The following is a 14150-nucleotide window of genomic DNA, read 5'->3' on the forward strand; positions in this document are numbered from 1 at the left end:
GTACACCATGACCATGGCGGGAGACGTGCTTCTGGCGGGAATCGTGCTGCTCGGCTCCTCCGTGCAGTGGCTCACGGGGATGGGGTTCGCCCTGGTCGCCGTGCCCGCGCTGGTGCTTCTCCTCGGCCCGACGCAAGGGGTGGTCCTCGCCAACTGCGCGGCCGGGGTGATCTGCCTGGTCGGCCTGGCCGGCGGCCGGCGCCTGATCCGCCCCCGGGCGATGCTCCCCTTCTGCCTGGCAGCCGCCTGCACGGTCCCGGCGGGCACCTGGATGACCCACCGGCTCCCCGCACCCTGGCTGCTGTTGATGACGGGCGGCCTGGTCACGGTGGCGGTCCTGCTGGTCATGCGGGGCGCGCGGGCGGCGGCACTGCAAGGCACCCGGGGAGCCGTGTTCGCGGGCGCGGCGGGCGGTTTCATGAACTCCGCGGCGGGGGTGGGCGGCCCGCCGTTCTCTCTCTACGCCGTCAACGCGGGCTGGACGGTACGGGAGTTCGTGCCGAACGCGATGTTCTACGGCGTGATCGTGAACGCCTTCTCGGTGGCGTCGAACGGGGTGCCGGGGCTGACCGGGACGCAGTGGGCCCTGGTATGTGCGGCGATGGTGGCGGGCGGCCTGATAGGCAGGGGCCTCGCCTCCCGGACACCGGAGAAGCGAGCCCGCCTGCTGGTGCTGTCGCTCGCCCTGATGGGCGGGGTCGCAGCCGTCGGCAAAGGCCTTTGGGGCCTCTGATCAGCCCACGAACTCCTTCAGCGGCTCGCTGTCGAGGGCGAAGCCAACCGGCTCGGGGAGCCTGACGGTGGCGCCGAACGGCAGCTTCTCCTCGTGCCGGTACCGACCGTCCCTGGGCTGGTTGAAGACGACTACCGAGCAGTCGTCGCGGTCGATGAGGAGGTAGACGGGGATGCCGGCGGCGGCGTAGCCGTCGGGCTTCTCGACTCGGTCACCCCGGTTGGTGTCGGAGTCGTGCGAGGTGATCTCGACCATCAGCACGCCATCGGCTTCCGACCACTCGCCGTGCCCCTTGAGGCTGCCCTTGGGCACCAGTACTGCGTCCACCCGAGCGCGCCCCCTGCGGTAGGCCTCGGTCTTGAGTCCTCGCTCCGGATGAAGCCGCAGGTCCTGGCGCGACTGCATGCACCGTTCCAGAAGCCACATGTAGATCTCGCTGTGGTTGCCGTCCGGCACGGGCTTGACCTGCACCTTCCCATTGATGAACTCCAGCGAGGCGGCCGACGGGGACGCGGGACCCGTCGTGTGCGAGGTGACCGGGTACCGGTGGATGTACTTCCTGCTGGCGCCCGGCGAAGTGCGCGGGCACCGCTGGCCACTCGGCGTGCAGCGCTTCGGCGAGCGGGGCTCACGCGCCGTCACGTACATCGGGATTCCCGCGCTGGACGGCAACACCTGGCCGCTGCGCTGGTACAGCGAGCCGACGCCGACCGCCCCGTATGTCGACGCCCAGCTCCTGCTCGGCGTGGTCACGAACGCCGTACCCGCGCGGCCCACGTCCCCCTGATCCGCGCCCCCAGCGCGCGGGCGTACTCGCGCATGGTCTGCAGGTCGTGGATCTCGCCGCCCTCTATCTGGGTGACCCACGCGGGGAAGAAGTCGGCCGTCACGGCCACCTGCCCCCGCGTCAGGCCCTGTTCCTCGCGGACCTCGCGCAACCGGTGGCCGAGGACGTACGCGTGCGGGGCGGACAGCGGACCCCGGGTGCCGACGCGCATCACACCCGCCCCCCCGAACAACGCCACCATCCCGTGGTCCAGTTCAGCCCCCACCGTCTCCTCGCCCGCGGCGACGACCGTGTACGTGCGGGCCAGGAAGCGGGTCAGGTCCGCGGAGGTGAACCGGAGGACGGCCACTCCCTGCGACGCGCGGAACTCCACGTACGTGTGGGCGGGACCGGCCGGGCGGACCCGGACGTTGCCGATGCCGGCCGGTACGCGCAGCCCCTCCTTCAGCAGGACGCGGGCGAACGTCCACGTCGTGACCTCGCCGTCGACCGTGACGTGCGGCGGGAAGTCGATGTGCACGGCCAGCGGGTCGGCGGAGGTGTAGCGCAGGGTCGCGGGGATCGCGAGCTCCTGGTTCGCGGCCGTGATCAGGCGGGCGCCTGTCGGCTGCTGGAGGGTGACATGCATGCGGGGCTCCAAGTCGGCGGGGGGCACGGGCCGGGTGTGGCCGTTGTGCAGTCAGACCACCCCAGGTGCCCGCGCATTACGCCGTTCCAGAAGTCTTCTCGTATGACCCGCGTCACATAGCCGCTACTTGGGGGATCGCAGGCCCAGTGGAGCCGCGATCTCCTCCACCATCACCTTGCCCGCCTCGAACTCCAGCGTCTCGTCGCCCACCGCCTGGTCGGTGTCGAGGCCGTCCAGTTCCTCCAGCGGCTGGTTCAGGCGCACGTGCGCCACCACCGACTGCAGGGCCCGCAGGGTCGCGGAGGCCGTGGAGCCCCAGTTGGAGAAGTAGGAGAACTGCCACCACCACAGGGCCTCCGAGGTACGGCCCGCGCGGTAGTGGGCCATGCCGTGGCGCAGGTCGGCGATGACGTCGGTCAGGTCGTCGGAGATACGGGCCGGAACCGGGGCCTTGCGGGGCTCGTAGGGGTCGAAGACCTCGGAGTAGACGTCGATCGGGTCCAGCAGCCGGGCCAGGTTCTCGCGGATGTCGTCCACGTCGGCGTCCGGGCCCGTGTCGGGCTCGTAGCGCTCGTCGGGGACGATGTCCTCGTGGGCGCCCAGGCGGCCGCCGGCCAGCAGGATCTGGGAGACCTCCAAAAGGAGGAAGGGGACGGCCGAGTCGGGTTCGTCGCCCTTCGCCACCTCCATGACGGCCACCAGGAAGCTCTCGACCTGGTCGGCGATCTGGACCGCGAAGTCGTCGGGGTCCTGGGCAGCGTGCAGTGTGGCGTCAGACATCTAGGAGTCGTCTCCCCTCGAAGGCGCGGCCGAGGGTCACCTCGTCCGCGTATTCCAGGTCGCCACCCACCGGGAGGCCGCTGGCCAGGCGGGTGACCTTGAGGCCCATGGGCTTGATCATGCGGGCGAGGTACGTCGCTGTGGCCTCGCCCTCCAGGTTCGGGTCGGTGGCGAGGATCAGCTCCGTGACCGTGCCGTCGGCCAGCCGGGCCAACAGTTCTCGTATGCGCAGATCATCGGGTCCTACACCCTCGATGGGGCTGATCGCGCCGCCCAGGACGTGGTACTTGCCACGGAACTCCCGGGTGCGCTCGATCGCGACCACGTCCTTCGGCTCCTCCACCACACAGATGACGGAGAGGTCGCGGCGGGGATCACGGCAGATGTTGCACAGCTCTTCCTGCGCGACATTGCCGCAGGTCGCGCAGAAGCGGACCTTCGCCTTGACCTCCATCAGGCACTGCGCGAGCCGACGGACGTCCGTCGGCTCCGCCTGGAGGATGTGGAAGGCGATCCGCTGGGCGCTCTTGGGACCGACGCCGGGCAGCCGCCCCAGTTCGTCGATGAGGTCCTGGACCACGCCTTCGTACAACGGACTGCCGTCCTTCCTGGGTTCCTTGCGATACGTACGCTAGTTGGCCGACACCCGACTCCGGAAGACGGGCCCCCTAGAAGGGCAGACCCGGGATGCCGCTGCCGCCGCCGAGGCCCTGGGCGAGCGGGCCGAGCTTCTGCTGCTGGAGGGTCTGGGCGTTCTCGTTCGCCGCCTGCACGGCCGCCACGATCAGGTCGGCGAGGGTCTCGGTGTCCTCCGGGTCCACCGCCTTCGGGTCGATCTTCAGCGCGCGCAGTTCTCCGGCGCCGGTGACGGTCGCCTTCACCAGACCGCCGCCCGCCTGGCCGTCGACCTCGGTCCCGGCCAGTTCCTCCTGCGCGTTCGCCAGGTCCTGCTGCATCTTCTGGGCCTGCTGGAGCAGCTGCTGCATGTTGGGCTGGCCACCACCGGGGATCACGATCAGCTCCTGTGTCGATACGGCTGTGTGGGCGAGGTTTTTCCTCCCTGGCACGAGCCTACGTGGTCGGGACGGGCGTCGCCCCAGCACTCTTTCGAGTGAGTCGGCCTGGATTCCTATACCTGATCAAGACCCTCTTCCGAGCGGAAAAGCGACCAAAGCACCCCCTTCGCCACCCATTGGGCGGTAGGAAGGGTCCGGCACATCAGCATCAGGCGTCACGCAGGGTGACCGATCAGTAGGGAGCGCCGGGTGGGTCAGCCGGAGATGCAGCCCGAGGGCCCGCCTCAGGACGGACGGGCCGATCTGGCCGGGCGGACGTTTCCGCTCGGCGACTGGGGCGAGCCCGCCGAACGGCTGGACGAGCTGTACCGGTGGGTGGAGCACGGGGCGCTGGAGGCGGCGTCCTGGTATCTCGCGGACCGGGTGGGGAAACGACGCTGTGCGCGGGCCCTGCGGGGCGGGGCCGCGATGGGGGCGGTGACCGGGTCCGTGCTGCCGCTGCTGGGGCTGACGGGAGTGGTGGGGGCCGGGATCGCGCCCTGGGGCTATCTCGCCCTCCTCCTCGCGGTGGCCTGCGTGGCCGTCGACCGCTTCTTCGGTGTGACCTCCGGCTGGATAAGGGACGTGGCCACCGCACAGGCCGTGCAGCGCCGCCTCCAGGCCCTCCAGTTCGACTGGGCCTCGGAGAGCGTCCGTGAGGTGCTCGGCCCCACGGAGGGCACGGCCGCCGAGGCCACCGAGCGCTGCCTGGGCGTCCTGCGCCGCTTCTCGGAGGACGTGTCGGAGTTGATCCGGGTGGAGACGGCCGACTGGATCGTGGAGTTCCGCAACGGGTCCGCGCCGATGGGCATCCAGGGGGCGGTGACGTCCGGCGGACGTCAGGACTCCGGGGGCGCTCAGGGCCGCTTTCCGCTGCCCCCGGGGCCGTCGGCCCGCCCGAACATGCCCCGGCAGCGACCGCCGGAGCCCCGGTGAGCCGTGTCGGGACGGCCCTCGCGGGGAGCCGTCAGCCGCACGGCCCCGCCCCGCGTCCGCACGGCAGATGCCCCTGCTCCCGGATCACGTCCTGGCTCGTGCCCTCGTCGAGGTAGGCGAGGAAGCCGGCGGCCAGTACCGTCCAGCGGTTCCCGGCGTACGCCCCGGTGGCCGGTGGCCAGGGTGAGTTCGCTGTAACCGAGGGCGCCCGGCGCTGGTCACCGCCCAGGAGGGCGGCGCCCACCGCCACGAAGTTCTCCGCGCTCAGCCACTGCACTGTGGGTGCCCTCGCAACTCCCGCAGCTTTCAGGGCGAGGCCGAAGGGGCCGGCGGTGCCGCGCCGGGGCCCTCCTCGTCGAGGACGGCGTAGACCGTACCGCCGGCGCCCAACGCCACCACGAGCGCGACCGCGAGGAGCGCCAGCGTGACGGCTCGGCTGCGGTTCCCCGTCTCCGGATCGGACTCCCACCGGTACGGCGTCATATAGGCGCCGGGCGCGGGGCGCTCCCGGGCGTGGCCCCGTGCCTCACCGTCCGCCGGGCCGGCGGAGCCGTGTTCCTCCATCGCAGGCCCTCCCCCGAGACCGCGCGCCCGCGCACCCGTACGACAGAAGTCCAGTGTCTACGTCCGTCGGCCGTCCGTCGAGATCTGGTCGAGCACCTTGGACAGCCGCTCCAGCACCCCTACGGCTTCGGCGAGTTCGGCTTCCCCGAGGGCCTCGGCGAGCCGGTCGGCGAAGGCCGCGTGCCCCGGGTCGATCCGCCGCATGGCGGTCAGCCCCTCCTCGGTCGGCGCGAGGAGCTTGGCGCGCCGGTGGGCGGGGTTGGGCCGGTACTCGGCCAGCCCCCGCTCGACCAGCAGGTCGGCGATCCGCTGCACGCTCTGCCGCGTGATGCCCATCTCCCGGGCGATCCCGGCGACCGGAAGCGGCTGCCGGAGCACCGCGCCGAGCACCTGCCACCAGGCGGCGGTGAGTCCGGCGGGGTCCGCCAGCTCCTCGGCCACCGCGAGGAACTGGCCGTTGAGCCGGAACACCCCGAGCGCGCTGCGGCTGAGCAGGTCCTGTCGCTCCCGGCTCACCGCGCGGTCGCTTTCTGCAGCACGGCGTACGCCTGCGGGTCGGAGTCGTGGAACAGCCGGTACCAGGCGTCCAGCACCTCGCCCTCGTACACCTTGAGCAGCCGGAAGATCTCCCGGGCGAAGGCGACGGGCTCGGTGGGTCCGGCGGTGATCAGCCCGCGGTCGGTCACGGCGTCCGCGTCGACGTACCGTTCGCCGCCGCCGTATCCCGTGGCCGCCAGATAGAAGGACACGGCGCTGGTGTGCGCCCGGTCGTCGAGCAGCCCTTCGCGCGCGAGCCCCGCGGTGGCCCCGCAGATCGCGGCGACGGGCACCCCGGCGTCGAGGAACTCCCGCGCCTTGCGGGCGAAGGGGGCGAGGTCGTCGGAGCTGTCCCAGAGGTCGGCGCCCGGGAGGATCAGCAGGGAGCTGTCGGAGGGGCGTAGCTCGTCCAGGGCGCAGGCGGGCTGCACCCGCAGGCCCCCGAGGGAGTTCACCGGCTCGCGCGACGGGCCGACCGTCCGGATCCCGTACCCGGCGCGGGCCAGGTAGGCCGTGGCGTGTCCCGTCTCCCAGTCGGCGTAGGTGTCGTACACGGCGAGATGCACAGGGTTGGCATTCATGACAACATGCTGTCATTTCGACAGCATGTTGTCAATGACGGACACCTGGACAACCTGTCGTGGAAAGCCCCCGTCCACAGACAGGACGCCGATACCGCTTCCGCATCGCGGACATTTACGCTCACTCACATGACCCCTCAGCCACACCCCGAGGTCGGCGCCGCCGTGAAGGCCGCGGACCGTGCTCATGTGTTCCACTCCTGGTCCGCGCAGGAGCTCATCGACCCGCTCGCCGTCGCCGGCGCGGAGGGCTCGTACTTCTGGGACTACGACGGGAACCGCTACCTCGACTTCACCAGCGGGCTCGTCTACACCAACATCGGGTACCAGCACCCGAAGGTGGTCGCCGCGATACAGGAGCAGGCGGCGAAGATGACGACCTTCGCGCCCGCCTTCGCCATCGAGGCGCGGTCGGAGGCGGCCCGGCTGATCGCCGAGCGGACGCCCGGGGACCTGGACAAGATCTTCTTCACCAACGGCGGCGCGGACGCGGTGGAGCACGCGGTACGCATGGCCCGGCTGCACACCGGGCGGGCCAAGGTGCTCGCCGCCTACCGCTCGTACCACGGGGGTACGCAGCAGGCCGTCAACATCACCGGTGACCCGCGGCGCTGGGCCTCCGACAGCGCCTCCGCCGGGGTCGTGCACTTCTGGGCGCCCTTCCTGTACCGGTCCCGCTTCTACGCCGAGACGCAGGAGCAGGAGACCGCGCGGGCGCTGGAGCACCTGGAGACGACCATCGCCTTCGAGGGTCCTGCCACGGTCGCCGCGATCATCCTGGAGACCATCCCCGGCACCGCCGGGATCATGGTCCCGCCGCCCGGCTACCTCGCCGGTGTCCGGGAGATCTGCGACAAGTACGGGATCGTCTTCGTCCTGGACGAGGTCATGGCCGGGTTCGGGCGCACCGGCGAGTGGTTCGCCGCCGACCTGTTCGACGTCACACCCGACCTGATGACCTTCGCCAAGGGCGTCAACAGCGGTTACGTGCCGCTCGGCGGGGTCGCCATCTCCGGCGCCATCGCCGAGACCTTCGGGAAGCGGCCGTACCCCGGCGGCCTCACCTACTCCGGGCACCCCCTCGCCTGCGCCGCCGCCGTCGCGACCATCAACGTCATGGCGGAGGAAGGGGTCGTCGACAACGCCAGGCACCTCGGTACGGCCGTCCTGGAACCGGCGCTGCGGGAACTCGCCGAGCGGCACCCGAGCGTCGGAGAGGTGCGGGGCGTCGGCATGTTCTGGGCGCTCGAGCTCGTGAAGAACAAGGAGACCCGCGAGCCGCTGGTGCCCTACAACGCCGCCGGTGAGGCGAACGCCCCGATGGCCGCGTTCGGGGCCGCGGCGAAGAAGCAGGGCATCTGGCCGTTCCTCAACATGAACCGGACGCACGTCGTGCCGCCGTGCAATGTCAGCGAGGCGGAACTGAAGGAAGGGCTGGCGGCGCTGGACACGGCGCTCTCCGTGGCGGACGAGCACACGGAGTAAACATCCCGGTCCTTCGAACGCGTAAGGTGGCGTGCTCGTAGACATATGTACGAGCACGCCATCTGCACACGCGCGAGGGAGGCGCCCCGACGATGCCCGGCAGCAGCGGCAGCGGTACCGTCACGCGCAGTACGCTCCGGCAGCAGATCGCGGACGCGCTGCGCGACGAGGTGCTCGCCGGGCGGCTCCAGCCCGGGCAGGAGTTCACCGTCAAGGAGATCGCCGAGCAGTACGGCGTCTCCGCGACCCCGGTCCGCGAGGCCCTGGTCGATCTGTCCGCGCAGGGGCTCCTGGAGGCCGACCAGCACCGCGGCTTCCATGTGCACGAGTACTCCCTCGGCGACTTCCGCGGCATGATCGAGGCCCGCAACCTGGTCACGGACGGCATGTTCCAGTCACTCGACGCCGGCCACCGCATCCTCCAGGAGCTGGACGAACCCCGTACCGCCGCGGCCGTGGCGGGCGTACGGCGGCGCGGCGAGGAGGCCCAGCGGGCCGCCGCCGCGGGCGACCTGACCGTACTGATCGGCTACGACCTGCGCTTCTGGCGCGAGCTGAGTGTCCTGTTCGGCAACCCCTATCTCGCCGACTTCCTGCACCGGCTGCGGGTGCAGACCTGGGTGTGCACGGTCCAGCACCTGCGCCGGCTCACCGATCTGCGCGGCAGCCTGTGGTCCGAACACCCCGAGGTCGCCGACGCCCTCTACCGGCGCGACACCAAGGCCGCCCGCGAACTCCTCACCGCCTACAACGGCCACTATCTGACCCTCATAGAGGGCCTCACCGCCGACTGACCGCCCCCGGCACGGGTAAGGGACCAGCACAACCTGCACGAGGGGCCCCGCCCCGCGATTCCAGCGACTACCCTTCCCTGACCACCGTGTGACGATGTCCGCGCACCGCGAGTATCCGAGGAGCTGTCTTTTGGCCTGTGACCTGTGGCTGGTGCCTCTCGTCGACGTCTTGTGCCACACCCCGGACAACCCGTTCGCCGAGGAACTCGCGCAATACAACAAGGTGCTCGCCGAGGCCGGGTTGCCGCCGGTGCCGGTGTACCAGTACATGCCGGGACTGTCGGGCGAGGTCGCCCCGGTGGCCGGTTTCGACTACGACGCCCTGCACTTCCTGCGCCGCGCCTATCTGCTCCAGGTGTGCGGACTCCCGGTCACCCCGGTGGACGAACTCGGCGGTGACTACGAGCAGTTGCTGGAGATGTTCGAGGCGACGGCCCAGCAGTCCCATCTGGTCTGGCACTACGACCACGCGGGCGCGTACGTCCCCGTCGACTTCCCGCACCCCCTCGCCAACGACGAACTCCTCGCGGGCGGCGGCCCGTTGGGCTCCTCGCAGAGCCTGCTGCGGGAGCTGGAGTACGTGGCCCCGGTGATCGGTATCGATCCGGCCAACCCCCCGGCGCCCCCCGAGCCGCCGCGCGCCCCCACGGAACTGGAGGAGCCGGCCGTCCCCGCGCCGTACGACCCCAGTCCCTTCGCCCGCGAACGGCATGTCTGGCTGGGGCTGCACGCGGCGGCGACCCGGAGCCTCGCCCAGGGCTCGATGATCATCTTCAGCTGAGGGCGGGTGGAGACGGCTGAGGGTCAGCGCCCCAGCTGGGAGAGCCCCTTCTGCACGTCCTCGTAGTTCATCACCGGGGTGTAGGTGATCTTCGCGCCCAGGTTCTGGAAGAACGGCTCACTGATCACCGGCATCAGTGAGCTGTCCTGCATGTCGAAGACCATGTAGGCGGTGCGCTGACCGTTCTCGGCGGTGAAGTAGGCGGCTTCGGGCTTGATCTGTTCCATCGACTGCTCGATCAGCTTCGGCAGGGTGCCGTGGCTGATGGCGTCGTTCGCCTTCTCCGTGTCCATGGACACCTTGAGCAGTACGCGCATCGCACTCACCTTCTCCAGATCGACAGGCAGAGATGCTCATTCCAAGAATATGCCCGTATGCGGCATTTCTGCCTGGCTACTCCGGGGGAGCAGCCGGATCGAGGGGAGAGCGTGATGATCCTGGTGACCGGAGCGACGGGCCAGGTGGGAAGCGGGCTGGCAGGGCGGCTCACGGCGGCCGGGGAGCCGGAGCCGTTTCGCGGGCGTGGACGGGGTGCTCCTCATGAAGAAGAACACCCGTCCGCCAAACGCCGGTTGAAGAAGCGGCGGCGCAAGGAGGCCCGACGGGCGAAGGACATCAACCACAAGATCGCGAAACATGTGGTGGCCGAGGCAGAACGCACCTCGCGTGGCATCGCCCTGGAAGATCTGAGGGGCATCCGCGAGAGGGTACGGCTTCGCAAGCCTGGAGGCACCTCCCACGCCCTTAAGGCAGTGGGGGAGGTCCACCCACTCCAGCTGGAGCTTCGCCCAGCTGGGGTCGTTCATCGCGTACAAGGCCCGCCGCGCGGGAGTGCCGGTGGTGGACGTCGATCCGGCGTACACCACCCGCACCTGCGCCGAGTGCGGCCACGTCGACAGGGCGAACCAGGTCTCCCAGGCCTGGTTCGCGTGCCGGTCCTGCGGATTCGTTGATCACGCAGACCGATGGGGGCACCTCCCGCTCGAGCGAAGCCGAGAGTGGGGGAGGCTCCCGCAACATCCGTGCTCGCGCGGAAGAGTTGTGGCGACGCGGGGCGCAGTCAACCGCCCCGGTCCCGCCCCCGACACCCGAGGGCGGGACCGGATGCAAGCGCAGCACCACAACCAGTGGCGCCCGCTGTGCAAGCCCGTCGCTCTAGCGACGGGTAGTTGACGAGAAGACCGCCGTACCGCCCTGCGTCAGCTTCCAGTTGGTGACCGCGAAGTCCTTCGGGTCCAGCGTCCCCTTCGACGTCACGTAGTCGATCATCAGCTGGCGGATCTCGTTGGTGGAGCTGTAGGCGATGTCGGCGGCGGCGATGTGCGGGTAGCCGGAGCCGCCGTTGGCCCGGTAGTTGTTGACGGCGACGACGAAGACCTGGTCGTCGGCGACCGGAGTGCCGTTGTAGGAGAGGTTCTTGATACGGGAGCCCTCGGCCGCCGCGATGTCGATGTCGTACGAGACCCCGGCCGCGGTGTCGTACATGTAGTCCCAGAAGTTGTTGGCGTTGGTGAGGGTGGCGGTGTCCACGGCCGTGCCCGCCGGCACCTGGTGGTAGTACTTCGCCGCGTACTCCAGGTAGTCCTTGAGCTGGGCGCCGGTGAGCTTCTTGCCGTACAGGGTGTTGTCGTAGATGTAGAGCCCGGCGATGTCCTTGATGGTGACGCTGCCCGCGGGGATGTCGGCGGTGCGGGAGAAGGGCGCGGCGACCGAGATCAGCGGGAGGGCCGCGTCGGAGGTGGAGAGCCCTGCCTTGACCGTGTCCATCTGGACCTGGTGGATGAAGTCCATGATCGGGACGTCCTTCCAGCAGGAGTCCGCCGCGGAGAGGTCCTCGGTGCAGGTGCCGACCGCCGTGTTGACGTACTTCACGACCAACTCGTGGTCGGCCTCCAGGAGCTTTTTGATCTCCGGGTCCTCGTCGACGGTGTTGGGGTTCAGGGTCTGGGCGGCCTTCTTGGTGACCTTCCACTGCCCGCGCACGAGCTCCAGCTCGAAGTCGAAGACGCTGAGCCGGTAGCCCCAGCAGTACGGCTCGGACAGCAGGACGTCCTCGCCGGTCTCGTCGTTCTTCACGGTGTACGACGGCACCTCGACGTGGGTGTGGCCGACCAGGATCGCGTCGATGCCGGGGACCTGCTGGGCGACGAGGTTGGAGGCGTTCTCGACGTACGGCAGCTCGTCGCCGTACGACGAGGAGCCGTCGAGCCCCGAGTGGTCGGTGAGGAAGACGACGTCACAGCCGAGGGCGCGCAGCCGGGGCACGTACTTCTTCGCCTGCTCGACCAGGCCCGGGAAGACCATCTTGCCGCTGACGTTGTCCTTGTCCCACAGGGCGATGCCGGGGTTGGTGAGGCCGAGGATGCCGACCTTGATGTCGGGGGCGCCGGGGACGCAGATCCGCTTCACGGTGTAGGGCTGGAAGGCGGGCTTCAGCGTCTTCGCGTCCAGCGCGTTGGCGCCGAGGAGGGGGAAGTGACACTGGCTCTCGAACTTGCGGAGCACCTCGATGCCGTAGTTGAACTCGTGGTTGCCGAGGGCGGCGGCGTCGTAGCGCATGTGGTTCATGGCGACGGCCATCGGGTGCTTCGGGGCGCCCTTGTCCGTGATGGGCTGCACGCGCGCGAAGTAGTACGCCAGGGAGGTGCCCTGGATGATGTCGCCGGCGTCGACGAGCAGCACGTGCTCCTCGCCCTTGGCCGCGCGCTGCTGCTTGATGAGCGTGGCGACCCGGGCGACGCCGACGGAGTTGCCCTTGCTGTCGCTGTAGGCGGCGTCCTTGTAGTAGTCCCAGTCGAAGACGTGGCTGTGCAGGTCGGTGGTGCCGAGGATGGAGAACGACCAGGTGCGGTTCTTCTTCACCGGGGGCCGCTCGGCGGCCTCGGCGGCGGGCGCTCCCACCGACCCCGCGACGGCCACGGCCGCCCCGGTGACGGCCGACTTCTTCACGAACGCGCGACGGTTCAGGGGACTGACGGGCATGGAAGGGCTCCTGGAAAGAGGGAGGGAGGAGAGACGGAACTACCCGCGTAGATAGTCGCGTCCCGCCGGTTGCGCACGGAACCAGGAGCAAGCCATGGGCCGGTCAAGGAAGTCCATGACCGGCCCAACAGCTGACGTACGAAAGGGATTTACAGGAACGAGTTGATCTGGATCGTCTCGTCCCGGCCCGGGCCCACGCCGATCGCGGAGATCGGGGCGCCGGACATCTCCTCCAGCGCCTTCACGTAGTCCTGGGCGTTCTTCGGGAGGTCGGCGAAGGTCTTGGCCTTCGTGATGTCCTCGCTCCAGCCGGGCAGGTACTCGTAGACCGGCTTCGCGTGGTGGAAGTCGGTCTGGGAGTACGGCAGTTCCTCGACGCGCTCGCCGTCGATCTCGTACGCGACACAGACCGGGATCTGCTCCCAGCCGGTGAGCACGTCGAGCTTGGTGAGGAAGAAGTCGGTGAGGCCGTTGACGCGGGTCGCGTACCGGGCGATCACCGCGTCGAACCAGCCGCAGCGACGGTCACGGCCGGTGGTGACACCCCGCTCACCGCCGATGCGGCGCAGCGCCTCGCCGTCCTCGTCGAGCAGCTCGGTCGGGAACGGGCCCGAGCCGACCCGGGTCGTGTACGCCTTGAGGATGCCGATGACCCGGCTGATCTTCGTCGGGCCCACGCCCGCACCCGTGCACGCCCCGCCCGCGGTGGGGTTGCTGGAGGTGACGAAGGGGTACGTGCCGTGGTCGATGTCCAGGAGCGTGCCCTGGCCGCCCTCGAACAGGACGACCTTGTCCTGCTCCAGCGCCTTGTTGAGGACCAGGACCGTGTCGGCGACGTAGGGCTTCAGCCGGTCCGCGTAGCTCAGCAGCTCCTCGACGACCTGCTCCACGTCGATGGCGCGGCGGTTGAAGACCTTGGTGAGGAGCTGGTTCTTGCCGTCGAGGGCCGCCTCGACCTTCTGGGTCAGGATCGACTCGTCGTACAGGTCCTGGATCCGGATGCCCACACGGTTGATCTTGTCCGCGTAGGTCGGTCCGATGCCGCGCCCCGTGGTGCCGATCTTGCGCTTTCCGAGGAAGCGTTCCGTCACCTTGTCCACGGTGACGTTGTACGGCGTGATGATGTGGGCGTTACCGCTGATCAGGAGCTTGGAGGTGTCGACGCCGCGGTCGTTCAGTCCGTTCAGCTCGGAGAACAGGACCGACGGATCGACGACGACACCGTTGCCGATGACCGGGGTGCACCCCGGAGACAGGATTCCGGAAGGGAGGAGGTGGAGGGCGTACTTCTGATCGCCCACGACTACCGTGTGGCCGGCGTTGTTGCCGCCCTGGTAGCGCACCACATAGTCCACCGAGCCACCGAGCAGGTCGGTTGCCTTTCCCTTGCCTTCGTCACCCCACTGAGCACCGAGCAGCACAAGTGCGGGCACGCGCGTACACCCCTTCCGGGCGGGGCATGTCCAAGGTCGGGGGCGTACGCGTACGGTTCCTCCGTCGCGTGCAC

At 69.6% G+C, this 14150-nt stretch carries 18 protein-coding genes and 2 pseudogenes; 7 read left to right on the top strand and 13 right to left on the bottom strand.

The window, feature by feature from the left end:
• The first annotated feature begins 13 nt into the window (after positions 1-13).
• The gene (locus tag ABZT06_RS32910; protein ID WP_355749212.1) at positions 14-733 is read left to right on the top strand and encodes a sulfite exporter TauE/SafE family protein; all 720 of its coding nucleotides are present in this window, start codon (positions 14-16) and stop codon (positions 731-733) included.
• On the opposite strand, the gene ABZT06_RS32915 is transcribed toward ABZT06_RS32910, so the two are convergent.
• Complete coding sequence (locus ABZT06_RS32915; RefSeq protein ID WP_355749214.1) at positions 734-1204, bottom strand: Uma2 family endonuclease; 471 nt, start codon at positions 1202-1204, stop codon at positions 734-736.
• 10 nt (positions 1205-1214) lie between these two features.
• Between ABZT06_RS32915 and ABZT06_RS32920 the strand changes: the two genes are divergently transcribed.
• The gene (locus ABZT06_RS32920) at positions 1215-1520 is read left to right on the top strand and encodes a hypothetical protein (RefSeq protein ID WP_355749215.1); all 306 of its coding nucleotides are present in this window, start codon (positions 1215-1217) and stop codon (positions 1518-1520) included.
• Here the strand turns inward: ABZT06_RS32920 and ABZT06_RS32925 are convergent.
• The 5 genes and pseudogenes from ABZT06_RS32925 to ABZT06_RS32945 form a co-directional block, all read right to left on the bottom strand.
• A complete protein-coding gene (locus ABZT06_RS32925; protein WP_355749578.1) occupies positions 1483-1761 on the bottom strand; it encodes a helix-turn-helix transcriptional regulator in 279 nt (92 codons plus the stop codon). The two genes, ABZT06_RS32920 and ABZT06_RS32925, sit on opposite strands and share 38 nt — an antisense overlap.
• Positions 1741-2148, bottom strand: a pseudogene (locus ABZT06_RS32930) (SsgA family sporulation/cell division regulator); the annotation flags it as partial. The pseudogene ABZT06_RS32930 and the gene ABZT06_RS32925, both read right to left, overlap by 21 nt.
• A 123-nt stretch (positions 2149-2271) precedes the next feature.
• On the bottom strand, positions 2272-2928 hold the full coding sequence (locus tag ABZT06_RS32935) for a DUF5063 domain-containing protein (RefSeq protein ID WP_355749216.1): 657 nt from the start codon (positions 2926-2928) through the stop codon (positions 2272-2274).
• Positions 2921-3520 carry a recombination mediator RecR gene (gene recR, locus ABZT06_RS32940; RefSeq protein ID WP_007383602.1) on the bottom strand — a complete coding sequence of 200 codons (600 nt, stop codon included), beginning with the start codon at positions 3518-3520 and terminating at the stop codon, positions 2921-2923. The genes ABZT06_RS32935 and recR overlap by 8 nt, the downstream gene beginning before the upstream one ends.
• Positions 3521-3596: 76 nt before the next feature.
• Complete coding sequence (locus tag ABZT06_RS32945; RefSeq protein WP_355749223.1) at positions 3597-3941, bottom strand: YbaB/EbfC family nucleoid-associated protein; 345 nt, start codon at positions 3939-3941, stop codon at positions 3597-3599.
• A 252-nt stretch (positions 3942-4193) separates the two neighbouring features.
• Between ABZT06_RS32945 and ABZT06_RS32950 the strand changes: the two genes are divergently transcribed.
• The gene (locus tag ABZT06_RS32950; RefSeq protein WP_355749226.1) at positions 4194-4919 is read left to right on the top strand and encodes an SLATT domain-containing protein; all 726 of its coding nucleotides are present in this window, start codon (positions 4194-4196) and stop codon (positions 4917-4919) included.
• A gap of 31 nt (positions 4920-4950) precedes the next feature.
• Here ABZT06_RS32950 and ABZT06_RS32955 read toward each other — a convergent pair whose 3' ends face one another.
• The 4 genes from ABZT06_RS32955 to ABZT06_RS32970 are packed head-to-tail and all read right to left on the bottom strand — an operon-like array spanning position 4951 to position 6601.
• Positions 4951-5196 (bottom strand): hypothetical protein, encoded by a 246-nt coding sequence (locus ABZT06_RS32955; protein ID WP_355749229.1) that lies wholly within the window; start codon positions 5194-5196, stop codon positions 4951-4953.
• Positions 5197-5225: 29 nt separating this feature from the next.
• The gene (locus tag ABZT06_RS32960; protein ID WP_355749232.1) at positions 5226-5483 is read right to left on the bottom strand and encodes a hypothetical protein; all 258 of its coding nucleotides are present in this window, start codon (positions 5481-5483) and stop codon (positions 5226-5228) included.
• 57 nt (positions 5484-5540) lie between these two features.
• Positions 5541-5999 (bottom strand): helix-turn-helix domain-containing protein, encoded by a 459-nt coding sequence (locus ABZT06_RS32965; protein ID WP_355749235.1) that lies wholly within the window; start codon positions 5997-5999, stop codon positions 5541-5543.
• The gene (locus ABZT06_RS32970; protein WP_355749238.1) at positions 5996-6601 is read right to left on the bottom strand and encodes a type 1 glutamine amidotransferase family protein; all 606 of its coding nucleotides are present in this window, start codon (positions 6599-6601) and stop codon (positions 5996-5998) included. Before ABZT06_RS32970 ends, ABZT06_RS32965 begins: the two co-directional genes overlap by 4 nt.
• Positions 6602-6730: 129 nt before the next feature.
• Between ABZT06_RS32970 and ABZT06_RS32975 the strand changes: the two genes are divergently transcribed.
• From ABZT06_RS32975 to ABZT06_RS32985, 3 genes are all read left to right on the top strand, one after another.
• Positions 6731-8086, top strand: coding sequence for an aspartate aminotransferase family protein (locus ABZT06_RS32975; protein WP_355749241.1), 1356 nt, complete (start codon positions 6731-6733; stop codon positions 8084-8086).
• 92 nt (positions 8087-8178) lie between these two features.
• Positions 8179-8880 carry a GntR family transcriptional regulator gene (locus ABZT06_RS32980; protein WP_355749244.1) on the top strand — a complete coding sequence of 234 codons (702 nt, stop codon included), beginning with the start codon at positions 8179-8181 and terminating at the stop codon, positions 8878-8880.
• A gap of 130 nt (positions 8881-9010) precedes the next feature.
• Positions 9011-9661 (top strand): hypothetical protein, encoded by a 651-nt coding sequence (locus ABZT06_RS32985; protein WP_355749581.1) that lies wholly within the window; start codon positions 9011-9013, stop codon positions 9659-9661.
• A gap of 23 nt (positions 9662-9684) precedes the next feature.
• Here the strand turns inward: ABZT06_RS32985 and ABZT06_RS32990 are convergent, their stop codons facing one another.
• A complete protein-coding gene (locus ABZT06_RS32990; protein WP_355749247.1) occupies positions 9685-9978 on the bottom strand; it encodes a hypothetical protein in 294 nt (97 codons plus the stop codon).
• A 240-nt stretch (positions 9979-10218) separates the two neighbouring features.
• On the opposite strand from ABZT06_RS32990, the pseudogene ABZT06_RS32995 reads away from it, so the two are divergent.
• Positions 10219-10820: pseudogene (locus tag ABZT06_RS32995) on the top strand (transposase); the annotation flags it as partial.
• Here the strand turns inward: ABZT06_RS32995 and ABZT06_RS33000 are convergent.
• Positions 10817-12643: a 5'-nucleotidase C-terminal domain-containing protein gene (locus ABZT06_RS33000; protein WP_355749250.1), complete on the bottom strand. Its 1827-nt coding sequence runs from the start codon at positions 12641-12643 to the stop codon at positions 10817-10819. The pseudogene ABZT06_RS32995 and the gene ABZT06_RS33000 overlap by 4 nt on opposite strands.
• A gap of 149 nt (positions 12644-12792) precedes the next feature.
• Positions 12793-14076 carry an adenylosuccinate synthase gene (locus ABZT06_RS33005; protein ID WP_355749253.1) on the bottom strand — a complete coding sequence of 428 codons (1284 nt, stop codon included), beginning with the start codon at positions 14074-14076 and terminating at the stop codon, positions 12793-12795.
• Positions 14077-14150: the final 74 nt, after the last annotated feature.

Source organism: Streptomyces sp. NPDC005483, from assembly GCF_040606035.1.
Classification (GTDB): Bacteria; Actinomycetota; Actinomycetes; order Streptomycetales; family Streptomycetaceae; genus Streptomyces.